This window comes from Fructobacillus sp. ESL1129 (assembly GCF_058507945.1).
Genome location: NZ_CP196668.1, coordinates 412,771 through 427,728, shown reverse-complemented (window position 1 = coordinate 427,728; position 14,958 = coordinate 412,771). Strand labels below are relative to the sequence as shown.

General features: G+C 45.4%; 11 protein-coding genes. 10 read left to right on the top strand and 1 reads right to left on the bottom strand.

Going from position 1 to position 14,958, the window contains the following annotated elements:
• The first annotated feature begins 85 nt into the window (after positions 1 to 85).
• The 5 genes from xerC (at position 86) to ACSYSL_RS02075 (ending at position 6,088) form a co-directional block, all read left to right on the top strand.
• Positions 86 to 1,009 carry a tyrosine recombinase XerC gene (gene xerC, locus ACSYSL_RS02095; RefSeq protein WP_491708921.1) on the top strand — a complete coding sequence of 308 codons (924 nt, stop codon included), beginning with the start codon at positions 86 to 88 and terminating at the stop codon, positions 1,007 to 1,009.
• 71 nt (positions 1,010 to 1,080) lie between these two features.
• Positions 1,081 to 1,956 (top strand): aldose 1-epimerase family protein, encoded by an 876-nt coding sequence (locus ACSYSL_RS02090; RefSeq protein ID WP_010691775.1) that lies wholly within the window; start codon positions 1,081 to 1,083, stop codon positions 1,954 to 1,956.
• A 36-nt stretch (positions 1,957 to 1,992) separates the two neighbouring features.
• Positions 1,993 to 2,901, top strand: a complete 909-nt coding sequence (locus ACSYSL_RS02085) for a type I 3-dehydroquinate dehydratase (RefSeq protein WP_491708920.1) — start codon at positions 1,993 to 1,995, stop codon at positions 2,899 to 2,901.
• Between the two features lie 221 nt (positions 2,902 to 3,122).
• Positions 3,123 to 5,090 (top strand): KUP/HAK/KT family potassium transporter, encoded by a 1,968-nt coding sequence (locus ACSYSL_RS02080; RefSeq protein ID WP_491708919.1) that lies wholly within the window; start codon positions 3,123 to 3,125, stop codon positions 5,088 to 5,090.
• A 200-nt stretch (positions 5,091 to 5,290) separates the two neighbouring features.
• Positions 5,291 to 6,088, top strand: coding sequence for a CPBP family intramembrane glutamic endopeptidase (locus ACSYSL_RS02075; protein WP_491708918.1), 798 nt, complete (start codon positions 5,291 to 5,293; stop codon positions 6,086 to 6,088).
• Positions 6,089 to 6,126: 38 nt separating this feature from the next.
• On the opposite strand, the gene ACSYSL_RS02070 is transcribed toward ACSYSL_RS02075, so the two are convergent.
• A complete protein-coding gene (locus ACSYSL_RS02070; RefSeq protein WP_491708917.1) occupies positions 6,127 to 6,975 on the bottom strand; it encodes an N-acetylmuramoyl-L-alanine amidase in 849 nt (282 codons plus the stop codon).
• Positions 6,976 to 7,061: 86 nt separating this feature from the next.
• Between ACSYSL_RS02070 and ACSYSL_RS02065 the strand changes: the two genes are divergently transcribed.
• The 5 genes from ACSYSL_RS02065 to topA all read left to right on the top strand — a co-directional run bounded on the left by ACSYSL_RS02065 (position 7,062) and on the right by topA (position 14,948).
• Complete coding sequence (locus ACSYSL_RS02065) at positions 7,062 to 8,957, top strand: ABC-F family ATP-binding cassette domain-containing protein (RefSeq protein ID WP_491708916.1); 1,896 nt, start codon at positions 7,062 to 7,064, stop codon at positions 8,955 to 8,957.
• A 67-nt stretch (positions 8,958 to 9,024) separates the two neighbouring features.
• Complete coding sequence (gene dprA, locus ACSYSL_RS02060; RefSeq protein ID WP_491708915.1) at positions 9,025 to 9,900, top strand: DNA-processing protein DprA; 876 nt, start codon at positions 9,025 to 9,027, stop codon at positions 9,898 to 9,900.
• A gap of 183 nt (positions 9,901 to 10,083) precedes the next feature.
• Positions 10,084 to 11,448: a cytosine permease gene (locus tag ACSYSL_RS02055; protein ID WP_491708914.1), complete on the top strand. Its 1,365-nt coding sequence runs from the start codon at positions 10,084 to 10,086 to the stop codon at positions 11,446 to 11,448.
• Positions 11,445 to 12,677: a cytosine deaminase gene (codA, locus tag ACSYSL_RS02050; protein ID WP_491708913.1), complete on the top strand. Its 1,233-nt coding sequence runs from the start codon at positions 11,445 to 11,447 to the stop codon at positions 12,675 to 12,677. Before ACSYSL_RS02055 ends, codA begins: the two co-directional genes overlap by 4 nt.
• 180 nt (positions 12,678 to 12,857) lie before the next feature.
• Positions 12,858 to 14,948, top strand: coding sequence for a type I DNA topoisomerase (gene topA / locus ACSYSL_RS02045; RefSeq protein WP_491708912.1), 2,091 nt, complete (start codon positions 12,858 to 12,860; stop codon positions 14,946 to 14,948).
• Positions 14,949 to 14,958 lie beyond the last annotated feature (10 nt).

Genomic DNA, 14,958 nt, shown 5'->3' with positions numbered 1-14,958 from the left:
GTGATTTACTCGTTATGTTGTGCTTTTGATGAATCGTAAGGGTCTTTACTTCTTCTTAAGAATTACTTTAGCGTATAATGAAGTTATGCAAGAGGAAGTCACACAATACCAATCTTATTTATCAGCCGAACGAGGCTATTCGCCGTTGACCATTAAGGCCTATATAAAGGATATTCTGGCTTTTGTGGCCTATTTAAATGACAACGGTGGCTTTACGACTTTTCAAAACATTCAGCCGCTCGATGTCCGGGTTTATTTAAGCAGTCTTTATGAACAAAACCTGGCGAGAACAACCATTGCACGGAAGGTTTCGAGTCTGAAAAACTTCTATTCGTACTTGGTCAAGGAGGACCTCGCAACAGATAATCCTTTTGAGGGTGTGACGCTTCGCAAACACCAGGCTCACTTACCGGAATTTCTGTACGATAATGAATTGAAAGCGCTCTTCAAGGTTGCTTACGATCAAGCTGACCATCCCCAATATCTTCGAGATGCTGCACTGTTAGAATTTCTTTTTGCTACTGGGGTCCGTGTTTCAGAGTTAGCCAATTTAACCATTGCGCAATTGAACCTAAACAATCAGCTTGTTTTAATTCATGGGAAAGGGGACAAGGATCGCTACGTTCCCTTTGGCACAATGGCCAAAAAGGCTTTAAAAAATTATCTGGAAAACGACCGACCCGCGTTATTGGCCAAAAATAAAACAGCCGAGCCACCAGAAGAGGTTTTTCTAAATGTACACGGTGGGGCGTTAACGCCAGCTGGCATCACCTATATTCTTCAAGAGTTGATGAACAAAACGGCGCTAACGGCCAAAATTCATCCCCATATGTTGCGGCACACCTTTGCCACGACTTTGCTCAATCGAGGAGCTGATATGCGAACGGTTCAAGAGCTATTGGGGCATGCCAATTTATCAACGACACAAATCTACACCCACGTGTCAAAAGCCATGTTGCAATCCTCCTATCAAAGCTATTTTCCACGAGCAAAACGAGATTCAGAGTAACCGCTTTCAATTCCTATCTAAAGGCGTTGATTATTATTGTCAGAACTCAGTAGAGGTAGTAAAATAGAATTATGATAACTCTAGAAAACGACCAATTAATCGTAAAAATTAACCAGCACGGTGCTGAGCTTGTTTCAGCCTGGAATAAAGAGGCCAAGCTCGAGTACATTTGGTATGGCGACCCCATGTACTGGGGTCGGCACGCGCCGAATCTCTTTCCAATTGTTGGCCGACTCCAGGGCGATCAATACCATCTCGCCGGTCAAACTTATTACATGAACCAACACGGTTTTGCTCGAAACATGGATTTCGAAATTGTTGACCACGACGTTGATTACGTTCGTTTTTCGCTTTCTGATTCTGAACAAACTTGGCGAATCTATCCCTTTGCTTTTCGGTTTGATGTTATTTTCCGGTTAAAGGGAACGGAACTGTTTGTTGACTATGAGGTACATAACCCTGACAAGCAGAAATCGCTTTTCTTTTCCGTCGGGGGACATCCCGCCTTTAACTTGCCGCTAGACGGTGGGAAGTTCTCAGATTACTATTTGTCGGTTAAGCCCGAGAAGGTGTATGACCGTCTTCGCTTAGTTGGTCCGTTTTCAAACCCGAACATGCCGACACCGTTTAACGCAGATATCCCACTGCGCCTGCGGCAGGAAGACTACCATGACGATGCCATTATTTTGAAGCTCGATCGACAAAAGACGACTTTTCTATTAGCCCGTCTGGCCAATCAGCACGGCATGGAAATGACGGTCGACAACGCTCAATACCTCGGAATTTGGACGCCCGCTGGGAAAGATGCACCGTTCATCGCCGTTGAACCTTGGTGGGGAATCGCGGACACGGTTGATGCCACAGGTAATTTCAAGGAAAAGTTCGGTAACAATGTGTTAGCCGCCGGCGACACATTCAATGGTACCTATTCAATGAACTTCTTTTAAAAAAGGAAAGCCAGGCGCTTTGCACCTGGCTTTTGTGTGATAAAAATGGATTTTTTGACTTTACTAAACGAGAAGAAAACAATTAACCAAGCGGCCTTGGCCGTACCGATGGCTCTGGGACCAAATGACAAGTTTACCCCCTATAAGAACTTGTTAAACGAGGAAAATCCTGATGTGGTAATCTGGCAAGCCGATGCCATTGCGGACGACTTTTCCAAAGAGGTCATTTGGGACCAGGTCAAGCAGGGGGGCGCCCAAGCCGTTGACGAAGGTGATTTATCAGCGATGAAAAAGGCGGCGTTAAAGTCCGAGTTGGACCAGGCACACCAGGAATTTCTCGCGAATTGGCCAGGTATTCAAAAGCAAATTGTGCAGGAATTAGTGCAAAATGCCAAGGAAACTGCTGGAGAACGCTCCCTTTTTCTTGCCTATTCAACTAAGGCGGAGGGGGGGCTTGGTGAAATGGGCCCTGCTGATCAGGCTTTCTTTTTAACAACGGCTCTGAATGAGAGTAAGGGTCCCTTTTCCGCCGTCTTTATCCCAGAATTATTGGACGAAAACCTGCAAGAAAAAGTACAAGAAGCCGCTCAGAAACAGGGAACTTTAGTAATCCGGACAACGACGCTTCAGGAGTTGACGGAAGCGGAATTAACAAAGGCCTTTGACGGCGCTGCTGATAAGAGGGCGAATCTCTTAAACCTTGAAATGGCGGCTGCTTCTGTATCTGAAATTGACCCGGCTGATTTGGATGCCGCTTTGGTCGACTTGATGAACCGGCCTGCTGCTGATCAGTTACACGTTATGTTAACCCTGACGGGGCAGTTGTCGAAGGATCAGATTGAAACCTGGTTGATTTTACCATCGGCGCTTGTCACATTGGCCCTCTCAGCGAATTACCAAACGCCAAAAATTAAATCAACGATTAAAGAATTGGGCTGGGATTAAGGGCGTTTTGCTAAAAATGTGGTATACTAGTTCTTGACCAACTGGGTAGTATCTATCTACCTACCCGGCACCCGTATGGGTGCCGTTTTTTTTATTCTTTTTTGTTTGAAATGATTGTTTTCTGTGATAACTAGCGTTAGACTGAATCTCGAATCAAAAAAGTCAAATCAAAACTGACTCATTTTTATCGAACGATTTAATTGGATTCTGGAGAAGCAAACATGGTCAAAGAGAAGAAAACAGGCTTTCAATACGCCGCCTTCCTAATTGCACTTGGAATTGTCTATGGTGATATCGGAACATCGCCCCTCTATACGATGAATGCCATTATTGCCGGGAATGCCCACACTGCCGATTTAAAGGCCCTTGTCATTGGTTCCATTTCACTGGTTTTTTGGACGTTAATGCTGATTACGACGGTTAAGTACGTTCTCATCGCCTTACGAGCAGATAACCACGGCGAAGGTGGCATCTTTTCGCTATATAGCAAGGTTCGAACTAGTCGATTAAAGTGGCTTATCCTGCCAGCGATGATTGGTGGGGCGGCCTTACTAGCTGACGGAGCGTTGACGCCGGCCGTGACCGTTACCTCGGCAGTTGAGGGATTGGCTGGCCAGCGCTTTGGTGACCTCGTTTTTCCGACTGGTGTTGACTTTGTTGTGCCAGTTGTTTTGATCATCTTACTCGTCGTCTTTGCCTTACAGCGAAAGGGGACAACCAAAATTGGTAAGTTGTTTGGCCCCTTGATGCTGATTTGGTTCACCTTCATCGGCTTTTTTGGACTTTTACAGGTCATCCAATACCCTGAAATTTTAAAGGCGCTCTCACCGGTCTATGCGCTTGAAATTCTCTTTTCACCTGATAACCAGTTGGGACTATTGATTCTTGGTAATGTGTTCTTGGCAACGACGGGGGCCGAAGCCCTTTACTCAGATATGGGGCACGTGGGAAAGAAAAACATTTACTTTAGCTGGCCCTTCGTCTACACCATGTTGGTCCTCAATTACATGGGGCAGGGGGCCTGGGTCGTCTTGCATCAAGCCAGTGGGACAAACCTCAACCTTTTCTTTGATATTCTGCCCAATAACTGGCGCTTAGTCGGCGTCGTCTTAAGTACGATTGCTGCTGTGATTGCATCTCAGGCTTTGATTACTGGGGCTTTCACTTTGGTATCGGAGGCCATTTCGCTCAAAATGATGCCCCGCCTCCGAATTGCATACCCCAATGCGTTTCGTGGACAAATGTACATTTCATTTGTCAATTGGCTGCTCTTTTTAGCAGGTTGTGCTGTGGTTTTGCTCTTTCAAACCTCCCACAACATGGAGTCGGCATACGGTTTGGCCATTACAGTGACCATGTTAATGACGACGCTGCTCCTGTTTGAATTCATTCGTTCGAAGACAAAGTTAGTGTACGCCGTTTTGTTCGCCGTTGTCTTTGCCTCAATCGAAAGTCTTTTCCTGTTCGCTAGCTTAACGAAGTTTATTCATGGCGGCTATTTCACAATCATTTTGATGCTTGTCATTCTTTCAGTGATGGTCTTTTGGTACTACGGTAATAAGCGGCGGGAGGCCTTGTCCTTTAATAACGATTACCTTTCCCTAAAGGACTATCGTCGTCAATTGATGCAGCTATCGACCGATCCAGAAGAGCCGTTAATGGCTAATAATCTGGTCTACATCGTGAATGTTCATGATGATTATCGGATTAAAAAATCAGTGATTTATTCCTTGTTAGGCGCTCGGCCAAAGCGGGCAAAACTTTACTGGTTTGTCACCATTAAGGAATCGATTAACCCATACGAAAAATCTTATTCTGTTGATTTTATGGGCAGTACAAACATGGTTCGAGTTGTCTTGAATCTTGGTTTTAAAGTCGATCCCCAAGTGGAATACTACATTCGGCAAATTGCCAAATCACTGATGAAACAAGGATACTTGGAACCGCAAAAAGTTCGTTATGGTTTGGACAAAAACCGGGCCATCGGTGATTTTAAGTACGTATTGACCAATAACTACTACACAGACTTGAAGACGGTTTCCCAAATCTCTTCTTGGGACCGCTTCCTAATCGGCGGCCGGATTTGGTTACAATCCATTCGGTTCACCTGCGCTATTTCTACCGTCTGCGCCGTTCGGATACCATTGAGGAGGTCGTGCCTCTCTTTATTGAACATCAACCAAGAATGAAGCTGAAGCAACTTGTTGTGAAGAACGAAGTTAAAAGATAAATAAAGAGCAAAAAAGCCATCAGTGAAAAACTGATGGCTTTTTTACTTCTAAATGGATTGGAGAGCATGCAGCGGATGGTAAATGATTTTGCTATACTGTAAAAGTCAGTGTCCTAGACAATCTACTTATCGAAAAACAGTAAGGGAGAAAGCAGTACGATGTCGTTATTTAAAAAACGGAAAAGCAATAAAAAGCACCACGGTGTGCTCATTTTATTTTTGTTCATTTTGGGGTTAACCTTTTATCCAAATTACCCGACAGTAATATCATTACAGGGAACCGTTTTCTTGTGCGTTATCTTGTCCGTTATTCTTGTGCTATTTATCTGGTTAGTTCGGCGAGTGACAAACCATGAAAAGGTTTTTGCTACCCGCCTTTCACTGGATCGAAAAGAAAGGGGACTCGCAGTCGTTCTGGTCTTGTACTTTCTTTTTCTTTATCTGATGAATGGCAACATTCAGAGTGGTCTAAATGTCTTTCGATCGCCCATGAAAATTCTTTTGAGTTGTGTCTTTATTGCCATTGGGGCCGGCTGCTTTGAGGAGTACTTTGTCCGGGGCTATCTTTTCAACTTAGTTCAGCGAATGTTGAATCGCTACCAAGTGAAGCAGCATCGCTTAACCATTATTGCGGTGGTCACTAGCTTCCTCTTTTGTTTGCTACACTTAGCGAATTTGGCTGATGAACCGGCCGAAGCCGTGGCACAGCAGGTTGTGTATACTTTCGCCATTGGGATGATTTTTGTAACACTCCGGATTGTTAGCAACCAAATTTGGCCACTTGCAATAGCCCACTTTCTCTTTGATTTGCAAGATAACATCGTGCAACCCCTCGTTGTCGGTAGCTGGACGGAGATGTTAGTATCCTTTTTACCGTCCGTTATCCTTTCCTTGTTCTTACTTTTTTATCTCGATCGTTCGGTCGAAGAAAAGCAAGCCACTGTCTTACAACCATGAGCATAATAAAAGTCGGTCGATTGATTCGACTGACTTTTTTAGTTGCTTTGAATGTAGTTCATTAAACCACTCCGGATGTCCTTTGCGACCTTTTCTTGATAGGTGCTTGATCTGATGTAGGAAAGATCCTTGTCGGAATCAATAAAACCGAGTTCAAGAAGTACGGCTGGACGACTGACGTCCTTAATCACTAGGTAGGGGGTTGAATCATAGCCGCGGTTTTCTAAGGGAAGGTTGTTTAACGACGAGGAAAGACTTTTAACCAAGGCGAGGGAGTTACTGTTGTAGTAATACTGTGAAATGCCAGAAGCTGAGTTATGAGTGCCGGAAGCATCAAAGTGGAAGGAAATTTGGGCGTCTGCCTGATACTTTTCAGCTTGTCGGGGGATGTATAGAAGGGGAACAACAACATCGGTGGTTCTAGTCATGAATACCCGGGCCCCTGTCTTTTCTAATTCTTTACGGGTGGCGAGGGCTGTTTTGAGTGTGTAGGTTTTTTCGTAATACTTATTGTTGTAGGATAGGGCACCGGTGTCACTACCACCATGGCCCGGATCCAAGACGATGGTCGCTTCTGAAAGGGGCGTTGGCTTTTTTAAGAAGGTGTTGTTGGCTACCCAGGAAGCCACCCATCCCTTAGTGTCATCCTTGGAATCGCGTACGTACCACCAACCGTTCTGGCGCTTCAAAACGGTTAGTTTGGTGCCGGACTTTAAGGATACAATTTTTTTACTGGTTCGATTTGGTTCATTTCTTAAAGGCACGTCGTCTGGTCTAGTGGTTAGCTGGTTCTGTTGAGCTAAAGAAAGAACTAGCAGGAAAGTCGCTAGGCTAATCAAGGCGAGAACGGATAAGCCGATTTTATTTTTTTGGATACTATTAATCATAATCTGTCCCGTTTTTGGTGAACTTTTCTTTCAATAGTTTACCACGATAATCGGCAAAACTAGTTGGTTTTCAGTATAATAAGAGTATGAAACAATTTCGAGTTGATAACTTAACATCAGTTTATGGCGAAAAGGTCTTGTTTGACGACCTTTCTTTTTTGATTTCTTCCGGTGATCGGGTTGGATTAGTTGGCGTGAATGGCTCTGGGAAGACCACACTGCTCAACGCTTTGTCTGGAAAACATCCCGCAGACAAGGGAACCATTACGACACAAAACGACTATCGAATTGGCTATTTGGAGCAAGAACCAAACCTAGACGGTCATTTAACCGTCCTTGATGCCGTCTATTCTGGTGACCAGCCCATTTTTCAAACGGTTCGTCATTATCAAGAGGCACTGGATTTCTTTTCGTTACATCCAGAGGATGAAAAGGCGGCCGACCGCTTCGAAAAGGCGCAGGCAGCCATGGATCGTGATGATGCATGGACAATTGAATCGCAGATTAAAACGATTTTGACACAATTGCATTTAACCGATTTGAAGGCCGAAGTGAAAAACTTGTCCGGTGGTCAAAAAAAACGCGTCGGCATGGCGCAAGTGTTGATTCAAGAGCCTGATTTACTGATTTTGGACGAGCCAACCAACCACCTAGACTTTGATTCCATCGCTTGGTTGGAGCAGTATTTGGCCAAGTACAAGGGCGCCCTGTTAACCGTGACGCACGACCGCTATTTCTTGGATCGGGTGACGAATCGTATTTTTGAGCTCTCGTTTGGGAAACTATACGAGTACGAAGGCAATTACCAAGACTACTTAAGTGGTAAATCTGAACGACAGGCTGACGAAGCACTCGCTGAACACAAACGAGAAAAGAAGTACGAGCAAGAGAAAATCTGGATGAATAAGTCCGCTCGTGCCCGAACAACGAAACAAAAGGGACGTGAAAAAGCCTTCGCGAAGTTAGAAGAGTCCATGGGACAGGTCAAACAAGACGAAGACATCGAGCTCTCACTTGGCCAATCGCGCCTTGGGAAAAAGGTTTTGAAATTAGACCATGCCACGCTTTCCTTTGGCGATCGACTGATTTTCAAGGATTTGTCCATGCTACTTGGCCAGCGTGACCGAATCGGTATCACCGGTCCGAATGGCGTGGGAAAGTCTTCCTTACTGAATGTTTTGGCTGGTCGACTACCACTGACTGATGGTACTTATGAAATCGGTCAGACGGTTAAAATCGGCTACTACACTCAGGTTACGGAAGAGATTCCGGATGATAAACGGGTCATTGAATACTTAACTGACGTTGCGTCAACAATTCAAGACGAAAATGGTCAATCCGTCTCTGCTAAAGACTTGTTGGAACAGTTCCTTTTTCCTTCCTTCATGCACGGCACATTGGTTCGAAAGCTATCGGGTGGCGAACGGCGGCGACTTTACCTGTTGAAGATTCTAATGCAAGCGCCCAATGTTTTGCTCCTTGATGAGCCGACAAACGATTTGGACATTGGAACACTGACTGTTTTGGAGCAATTTTTAGCCCGGTTTTCCGGTACCATCGTCACGGTGTCACACGATCGTTACTTTCTTGATTCAGTCGCTGACTATGGTTATTACTTATCGGGCCACGGTCAAGTTGATCGCTATAACGGTGCCTTTTCTGATTATTTGACAGATGTAATCTTACCCAAGGAGACGACCGATAAGAAGGTGAAGACGACCAATGATCAGAAAGCGGAAAAACCAAAGCCGGGAAGCAAGAAACGTAAGTTGACTTATAAAGAGAAACAGGAATGGTCAACAATTGAGGATGAAATTGCTGAACTGGAAGCGGCGGTTGAGAAATTGAATCAAGCCATGGCTGACAATGGTTCTGACTACGAAAAAGTCGTGAGTCTCCAGTCGGAGTTGGAAGAAAAGCAACAAGTCCTCGAACAAAAAATGGATCGTTGGGCTGAGTTGTCTGAGATTGTTGAAGGATAGAATTTTCTATCCTTTTTTGTTTGATTTTTACCGTTGTCCTTCGTGATACTTTATGAAGGAGGGCGGTATGGAAGAAAGAGATTTTTTATTGGCAATACAGCTCACCACAGGCTTAGGTTTGGCTCGTAAGGCACAAATCATTAAGGGAATTGAAGAAAAACGGGCACCAACTGGTTATCCATGGTCTGAAATGACTTTAGCCGTCATCGTTGGTCTTGATCCGACGAGTCAGATTTTTGCTCGAATTGCAGGCGCCTACCGGGCGGCCCTTCGACGTGTCGAGGAGCAGCGGGAGGTGTTCTCCTATGTTACTTATTTTGATGATGCCTACCCCGAACAATTACGGCAAATCTTTCAGCCACCATTGATTTTGTTTTATCGCGGGGACCTGCGCGCTTTGCGTCTTCCAGCGCTTGCCGTTGTTGGTACTAGAACGGCAACGCCTTACGGCTTTTCCTGCCTGCGCCGACTACTTCCTGGAGTGATTGAGCACGGTGTTGCCATCGTTTCAGGTTTGGCAAGGGGAATCGACGTGATGGCCCATCAGGTGACTTTTTCAAACCGAGGGGTTCCGGTTGCTGTTATTGGTAGTGGCCTAAACCATGCCTATCCGGTTCGAAACCGTCAGCTACAAGAGGAGGTCGCGCTACAGGGACTCCTTTTGTCTGAATACCCTGATGACGTGCCCTCCCATAGGGGACATTTTCCAGAACGAAATCGAATTATTGCTGGTTTGGCCTCTGCAACCATGGTGGTGGAAGCAAAGCAACATTCTGGTTCGTTAATTACGGCCAATAGTGCGTTGCAAAATAACCGGAACGTGCTCGCGGTTCCAGGGTCAATCTTTTCTGATGAATCCAGTGGTTGTCATGAACTGATTCAAGCCGGGGCAACCGTTGTTCAATCAACCAGTGATATTCTCGCTAATCTTTCAGGTTTCTAACCTGAATAAATTTTTTTTTATTTGTAACATTAATTATGTTATCCTTGATTAAACTTTAATTGGTTCAGAGAAATCAAAAGTTGTCATAAATTGGATGAATAGGGGCTTATTCCCTGCTTTTTGATGACACACTGAGCAATTATTGTTTGGGGTGTTTTTTTGATGGAGAAGAAAGGGGTTAAAATGGCAGAAAAGCGGTTTCAGGTAAATCCTGTTGGAAAAGGTCAACGAAACTTAGGTCGTTGGGATATGTTTGCGACCTGGTTTGGGGCTAACGCAAATAACGGTACTTGGTATATTGGGGGAATTATTGCGGCTTGTGGCTTAGTCGGTGGTTTCTGGGCAATGCTGATTGCCTCCGTAATTTCATACTTATTTTTGAGCTTAGTTTCATTGATGGGTTATGAAACCGGATTGTCTACGACAACCTTGAGTCGAGCTAGTTTCGGTATTCGTGGCAGTGTGATTCCTTCGGTCATTAACTTCATCATGTTCATGGGCTGGACGGCGGTGAACACGTTTATTGCTGCCACCTCGTTATCTTTTATTTTCCACAGTTTCTTTGGTTGGCCACTTTTTGGTCAAAGTGGCGGTAACAAGGGATTGATTGTCGGAATTTTGATTATGAGTGTTTTGCACATCTTGAGTATTATTTCTGGTCAAAAGTCCGTCCGCATTATCGAACGTGTCGGCATCATTCTGGTAATTTTCTTTGTCCTATGGGAAGGAATCGTTGTCTTCCGGCATGTGTCCTTCCATGAATTACTTAACTGGACGGTACCGGTTAAGGACCGGATGCCATTTGGGGCGGCGCTTGATATTTTGGCGGCGTTTAACTTAGCATGGGTTACGTCGGCAGCGGACTTTTCAAGGTTTGCAAAGACGAAAAGCGTTTCCACAGTTCCTGCTTTTTGGGGAGCGCTTGTGGGGGTTGTTTCCTTTGCAGCCATGGGCATGAGTACGGCCATTAGTATTGCACTCACATCCGGAATTTATAACCCTGATAATTCTGATCCCAGTACCGTTGCCAATGAACTAGGGTTGGGAACAGTGGCCATGGTGGTGATTGTGTTGACGAGCATGACGTCAAACGCCGTGAACCTGCAAGCTTCTGGATCGGCTCTGAACAACCTCTTTAGTCGGTTGTCACTCCGTTCATCATTGTTAATTGCGACGGTCATTGCGACGTTGCTGACTTTTATCCCACTAATTAATGGGGATTTTCTTGCCGTCTTTACCGCGTTTTTGGACTACATTGGGATGTTGCTTGGACCAATTATTGCAATCATGGTGGTGGACTATTTTTATGACAAAGAAACGTACGTTCAGCCAAACTTCGAACAAGAGCGGGGCGCCTTCTGGTACAAGGGGGGCTTCAATTACCCGGTTATTATTCTCTTTGCCTTCGGCGTTCTTCTGTACCTCATTTTGTCAAACGTTGCCTTTTTGAAGGAAACAACGGGTGCCACCTTTATTGTTATGGCCATTGTGGCCTTACTGTACTATGGCCTGCTCCAATATCAAAGTAAGCGAAAGGCAAAGCAATGATTATTAAGAACGCACGGATTGAAAATGCCAAGACAACGACCGACTTTCGGATTAAAGATGGTCGGATTATCGAGATGGCGCCAACGTTGTCTGCAGGTGCCGATCAAGTCATTGATTTAAAAGGAAAGTTAGTGATTCCACCCTTTGTTGACTCACACGTTCATCTTGATTCGACGTTAACAGCTGGGCAGCCGGAGTGGAATGAAACCGGAACGCTCTTTGATGGCATCCGGATTTGGTCGGAACGGAAGAAAAGTCTAAATCGAGATGACGTGAAAACACGAGCGACCGAGACACTCAAAAAAATGGCTAGTCACGGCATTCAATATGTCCGGAGTCACGTGGACGTGACGGATCCATCGCTAACCGCTCTGCGTGCACTAATCGAAGTTCGAGAAGAAGTGGCGCCCTTCATTGATTTACAGTTAATTGCCTTTCCACAAGAAGGCATTTTGTCCTTTCCAAACGGCAAAGAATTGATGGAAAAAGCCGTTGCACTTGGTGTCGACGGTATTGGCGGCATCCCGCATTACGAATTTAATCAGCAATACGGTAACGATTCGTTGGCCTACCTTGTTGACTTAGCGGAGAAGAACAACTTACTGGTGGATGTTCACTGTGACGAAATTGATGATCCGAACTCAAGGCACTTAGAAGTTTTGGCAACTCTAGCTCTTGAAAGTGGGTTGAAGGATAAGGTGACCGCAAGCCATACCGTTTCGCTGGGTTCTGTTAACGATGCTTACGCCTATAAATTGATGCGCCTATTACGACTTTCAGAAATTAATATGGTGGCCAATCCACTAGTTAACCTGCACTTGGGTGGCCGTTTTGATACGTATCCAAAGCGCCGGGGCTTAACGCGGGTGAAGGAGTTGCTCGAAAACCACATTAATGTTTCGTTTGGGGAAGATGATGTTAAGGACCCCTGGTATCCAATGGGGGATGGTAATTTACTGGATAGCTTGTACGTTGGTATTTTAGCCAGTGGCTTAATGGGCTATCAACAAATTCTTTCTTCCTACGAATTGATTGGAATCAACGGGGCTAAGACTTTGCATCGGGCGGAAGGCTATGGACTCGCAGTCGGTAAGGAGGCCAGCTTCTTGGTCTACGACGCCGAAAACTTTTACGATGTTTTGAACGAACGCCGAACGATGCTGTATTCATTTCGAAAGGGTCGGTGCCTGGTCGAAAAGCAACCGATGGTTCAACGAATTAATTATTAAATAAAAATGGACGAGGTGTTCCTTGAGCACCCTCGTCATCAATTAAAAGGAAAGGGGTAAAATGCTGAGCTTAATTGGCAATTTTGCTCCTTTATTTTATAATATTCTGATGAAAGAGCCTTTGTTTCTGCGCTTTCTATGCTATAATGCAGATAATTTGAAGAACTGTGAGGATCTGTCGTGGCAGAAAAGAAAACGAGCAAGACGACGACTCGTAAGAAAACAGCAGCCAAAAAAACAAGGACTGCTAAGAATAAAAAACTGGTGATTGTTGAGTCACCTTCGAAGGCAAAAACCATTGAAAAGTACCTTGGGTCGACTTATCAAGTGGTTGCTTCAATCGGTCACGTCCGTGACTTACCAAAGTCAACTTTAGGCGTTGACGTTCTAGATAACTACCAACCAAAGTACATTAATATTCGGGGAAAGGGTCCTGTCATTAAGGACCTAAAGAAGGCTGCCAAGAATGCAAAGCAAGTTTACCTCGCATCCGATCCGGATCGTGAGGGGGAAGCCATTGCTTGGCACTTGCAGTACATCCTTGGCTTGGATCCTGAACAGGCCAACCGGGTTGTTTTTAATGAAATTACAAAAGACACCGTTAAAAACGCCTTTAAGGAACCACGGACGATTAACCAAGACCTCGTGGATGCGCAGCAGGCACGTCGAATTATTGACCGACTGGTTGGGTATTCCATTTCACCCGTGCTATGGAAGACGGTGAAGCGAGGCCTTTCTGCAGGACGCGTTCAATCAGTTGCTTTGGGCTTGATTATTGCTCGTGAGAAAGAGATTCAGGCCTTCCGACCGGAAGAGTATTGGACCTTGGATTCCGAATTTAAGAAGGGCCGTTCCAAGTTCAAAGCCAACTTCTACGGCTTTGCTGGCAAGAAACAACCCTTGCCCGACAATGCAGCCGTTCAGAGCGTGATGAAACAGCTTGATCAAGAAAAGCCCTTTACGATTTCGGCCGTTAAGGCTAAGGAACGAAAGCGTTCACCACAACCACCGTTCACAACCTCAACGATGCAACAAGCGGCTAACACGCAGTTGAAGTTTCGAACACGGAAAACCATGATGACGGCGCAGCAACTGTATGAAGGAATTAACCTCGGCCGTGGTTTGGGCCAGGTTGGACTGATTACCTATATGCGTACTGATTCGACCCGTCTGTCTGCCGTGGCAAAAAACGCAGCAGCGCAGTACATTCATGATGAATGGGGTGAGGCGTATTCAAGCCATAAACCCGTTGCGGGGACCCCACAGGAAGGGGCCCAGGATGCCCACGAAGCCATCCGACCTACGGATGTGACCAAGACACCGTCATCGATTAAGGACAAGCTGACCCCGGATCAATTCAAGCTCTATTCCCTGATCTGGTCTCGTTTTGTTGCCTCCTTGATGACACCTGAAATTCTTGATACAATGGCCGTCACGGTTGAGCAAAACGGGGTGCTTTTCCACGCCAATGGCTCAAAGACGAAGTTCCCTGGTTTCACCAAAGCGTATCCTGCTGCTAAGGAGAAAGATAACTTACTGCCGGATTTGGCAGAGGGGGACGTTGTTGATTTGGCGAAGACGGACCCGGAGCAACACTTTACGATGCCACCAGCTCGTTATTCGGAAGCGGCTTTGATTAAAGCCTTAGAAGAAAACGGGGTTGGTCGTCCATCAACTTATGCGCCAACGCTTGATACGATTCAGCGAAGGAACTATGTTCGAGTTGATGCCCGTAAATTTGTTCCCACGGAACTGGGTGAAATCGTTCAAAACATTGTGGATGATAAGTTCCCAGACATTACGGATACCAAGTTTACTGCCCAAGTTGAACACTCACTTGACGAGATTGAAGTGGGCGATAAAAAATGGGTACCGGTTGTCGATGAGTTCTACAAGCCGTTTTCAAAGGAAGTCGAATCGGCCGAGAAAACGCTTGAAAAAATCACCATGCATGATGAACTGGCTGGAATGGATTGTGAAGTCTGCGGCGCACCGATGGTCGTTAAGATGGGACGGTATGGCAAGTTCTACGCCTGTTCCCGTTTCCCTGACTGCCGGAATACCAAAGCCATTGTCCAAGAAATTGGCATTGAATGTCCGAAGTGCCACAAGGGTCAGGTCGTTGAACGTAAGACCAAACGTGGTCGAAAGTTCTATGGTTGTTCCCGTTACCCTGACTGTGACTTTGTCTCATGGGAAAAGCCGAAGGCAGATAGCGATGATCAGAAAAACGGTGACAAGCCGTCTAAGAAAGAAACCAGCAAGCAATAATGTTGCTGGT

Excerpts from the sequence above, each read along its gene's own strand:
- xerC (WP_491708921.1), top strand. The coding sequence starts at position 86 with ATGCAAGAGGAAGTCACACAATACCAATCTTATTTATCAGCCGAACGA.
- ACSYSL_RS02090 (WP_010691775.1), top strand. The coding sequence starts at position 1,081 with ATGATAACTCTAGAAAACGACCAATTAATCGTAAAAATTAACCAGCAC.
- ACSYSL_RS02080 (WP_491708919.1), top strand. The coding sequence starts at position 3,123 with ATGGTCAAAGAGAAGAAAACAGGCTTTCAATACGCCGCCTTCCTAATT.
- ACSYSL_RS02075 (WP_491708918.1), top strand. The coding sequence starts at position 5,291 with ATGTCGTTATTTAAAAAACGGAAAAGCAATAAAAAGCACCACGGTGTG.
- ACSYSL_RS02070 (WP_491708917.1), bottom strand. The coding sequence starts at position 6,975 with ATGATTAATAGTATCCAAAAAAATAAAATCGGCTTATCCGTTCTCGCC.
- ACSYSL_RS02065 (WP_491708916.1), top strand. The coding sequence starts at position 7,062 with ATGAAACAATTTCGAGTTGATAACTTAACATCAGTTTATGGCGAAAAG.
- dprA (WP_491708915.1), top strand. The coding sequence starts at position 9,025 with ATGGAAGAAAGAGATTTTTTATTGGCAATACAGCTCACCACAGGCTTA.
- ACSYSL_RS02055 (WP_491708914.1), top strand. The coding sequence starts at position 10,084 with ATGGCAGAAAAGCGGTTTCAGGTAAATCCTGTTGGAAAAGGTCAACGA.
- codA (WP_491708913.1), top strand. The coding sequence starts at position 11,445 with ATGATTATTAAGAACGCACGGATTGAAAATGCCAAGACAACGACCGAC.